Origin of the sequence: Streptomyces sp. NPDC032472 (assembly GCF_040636955.1) — a bacterium.
Classification (GTDB): domain Bacteria; phylum Actinomycetota; class Actinomycetes; order Streptomycetales; family Streptomycetaceae; genus Streptomyces.
The window spans coordinates 1-2553 of record NZ_JBEZVK010000188.1 but is presented as its reverse complement, the minus strand read 5'-3'; the positions used below and the strand labels follow the sequence as shown (position 1 = coordinate 2553).

The following is a 2553-nucleotide window of genomic DNA, read 5'->3' as shown; positions in this document are numbered from 1 at the left end:
TCGCGGGATCTGCCACCCCGTCGCTGCCGGCTTCCTCCGAGACGGCCGTCCGGGTGGCTGTACGCCTGACTGAGCGTCTCGCAGCCCCGTCCCGGCCCCTCTCGTCGTGACGGAGCCTGAAAGGCGCCCAGCGGGGCGTGTGCGGCCGCGGGTTGTGGGTGGTGGCGGGGTCGGTGAGTGGGGCGGACAGGCCGTAGTGCCGGGCGTGTTGGTGGGAGGGTGGTGGCTGTGACGGAGCGGTGGGCGGGGATGTGGGTGTACGGGTCGGATCCGGATGAGCCGGCGGGGCCGAAGCCGGGCCACGATTACGTCGAGTTGATGGGTGGCCCCCTGGACGGCCTGCTGCTGGACGTGACCGGGTGGGACCCACAAGAGATCGTGGACGGGGCGCTGTTGATGTCCGAGCACGGGGCGTTCGGGCCGACCGGCCGGTCCGACTACGTTCCCGACCCTGCGGACAGCGGGCGGTTCGTGTGGGTCGGGGACGCCCCCTGACGGGCCTGCCGCCGCTGCGTCGGGGCGATGGTGCGGGGCCTGCCGGGGGCTAGGGTCGGGGGCAGCCCGCGCCGATATGGCGTGCGCGGGCGAGGCCCGGTGCCCGGCGTGCCGGGGGCAGTACCACCGGGCCGCCCCAAGCAGACAGGTCTGGCCGGGGGCGAGAGCTCACTCCGCGGCCGTGTCGGTTCCCGTGCCGAGCTGGCGCCGGCCGGGGGAGCGGGGCGGCGCCTCGGCCCGTCGGCGGCCGCCGGTTCTGCCTCGGCCGGCGCCAGCTCGGCCGCCCGGAATTCACCCGTCGGAGGCAGGCTGCCCATCACGCCCGCGCATCGGCCGGGGGTGGGCGGCTGGGCGGGCGAAAGCTGCGTGGTGAGACCGGCGGTACATGCCGGCCCGAAGTTGACGGTGGTGAACACGGCCGGTTCGTGGGGCGGGGCGATGTCCCGTAGCCCTTGGGCCGTTCCATAGCCACGCAACAGTGTGTCGCAGATCACAGAAGTGATTCAGTGTAATAGGGCATTTCGGAAATCACACGGAGTGGTGCCCTGCCCGGCGAAGTTCACAGGCGAATGCGCCGATCAGAGGCGCCGTCAATCCCCGCCCCGCCTCACTCGGCCTTCGATTCAATGGCGAGGAGTCAAGCCGAGCCGCACTCAGACCCCCGAAGGGGCCCCAACAGCCTTGGTTTCTAAGGTAGTTTAGACGCAGAGAGCCACCGCCGGACCTCATCGGCTGGACACCTTCAAGGTCTGGCGGTGGCTCTCTGTCTTCGTCATCCCTCGTTGAAGGAAGTGACTATGTCTGACACTACCGCGCCTGAGTCGGGTTCCGGCGGCAAGTTGGTAGGGCTGCGACGGCGGGCAAAGGTACTGGCTTGGAGGGCTGCCCTTGGCGCGGCCTACGCCTTGGGCACCGCAGCGGTCACGCTGGCCATCCGGTGGGCGGTAGATGCGATCTGACAGTGGGGCCTCGGCCGGTGACGAGCGGTCAGTTCGCGCCCGCACCCGGACCGGTGCCGAGCTGGCGGCGGCCGGGGGAGCGGGGCGCCGCCTCGGGACCCTCGGCGGCCGCTTGCGGCGCCTCGGCTGGCTCGGCGGCGAGACGGGCCCGGCGGCCGGCTGTGGGCTGTTCTGGGGGAGTTGCTGGGCGCGGGCCGGTGCCCAGGGCGCGGCGTTCGGTCATGCGTCCAGTTTCGCCGTTCCGCACGGTTCCGACCACCATGGGAGAGTTATAAGTGACCGACGATGAAAAGGCATCCGTCATCATGGAAGCAATCGAGGCCTATCTCGCCGAGGTCAATCCGGAAGATCTTGATTCGGATGATCTGTCATGGACGATCGTTCGCGCATTGAGTCGTGCAAGTAGGCCCGGCGTGGCGTGAATTCACGAGATCGCGGAATTCCTTCGACTATCACCCATACGGTCAGAGTTCACGCGGCACGTTCACCGGTTCCCCATTCTTTCTCTCTTCCGGTGGGCCACTTGTTCCGGTCGCTCTACACAGTGCCTGCTTGTGATGCACGGGGGAGCGGCCGGGCGGTCGTCGTCAGACGGTAGCAGGGTTGGGGAGGGCGCGTAGGCGGTTTGGTGTGGGGTCGTCAGTTCGACTGCGACTGTGCCGGGTTGGGGTGGGCGGATTTCGCGGTTGGGGGTGTGCCGGGTGTCTTTCCGGGGGTATGCTGTGGCTGTTCGGCGAGGCCTGGCTCCCGCGGTGGGTCTGCCGGGTGGTTCCGTCTGGGCGGGTGGGTCGATGCCCCGTCTTCCTGGTGGTTCTGCCGTTTCGTCAGGTCTACACAGTCGGTCGGAGTGATGCACGGACCCCCCTCCGGCTGCTGCCGGCCACCGCGCGAAGCGCGGTCGGGGATTGGAGCGGAGCGGAAATCCCTGCTCCTTTTCGGAGCGCAGCGGAGAAAAGTAGAGAATTGCGCGGAGCGCAATTCCAATTCCCGCGCGCAGCGCGGGAATTGACACTAATTCACGCGAAGCGTGAGTTCTCGGCGGCGCGAAGCGCCGCGTTTCTCTGCTAGGCGCGCAGCGCCTAGGGACCCGCTCCGCGGG

The 2553-nt window shown here is 68.9% G+C and carries 3 protein-coding genes; 2 read left to right on the top strand and 1 reads right to left on the bottom strand.

The annotated features are described in order from the left end of the window. Window positions 1–249 precede the first annotated feature (249 nt). Window positions 250–495 (top strand): hypothetical protein, encoded by a 246-nt coding sequence (locus AB0F11_RS38050; protein ID WP_362184428.1) that lies wholly within the window; start codon window positions 250–252, stop codon window positions 493–495. Between the two features lie 987 nt (window positions 496–1482). On the opposite strand, the gene AB0F11_RS38045 is transcribed toward AB0F11_RS38050, so the two are convergent. Continuing rightward, window positions 1483–1677 carry a hypothetical protein gene (locus tag AB0F11_RS38045; protein ID WP_362184426.1) on the bottom strand — a complete coding sequence of 65 codons (195 nt, stop codon included), beginning with the start codon at window positions 1675–1677 and terminating at the stop codon, window positions 1483–1485. Between the two features lie 52 nt (window positions 1678–1729). Here AB0F11_RS38045 and AB0F11_RS38040 point away from each other — a divergent pair, with 52 nt between their 5' ends. Beyond that, complete coding sequence (locus tag AB0F11_RS38040) at window positions 1730–1876, top strand: hypothetical protein (RefSeq protein WP_362184424.1); 147 nt, start codon at window positions 1730–1732, stop codon at window positions 1874–1876. Window positions 1877–2553: the final 677 nt, after the last annotated feature.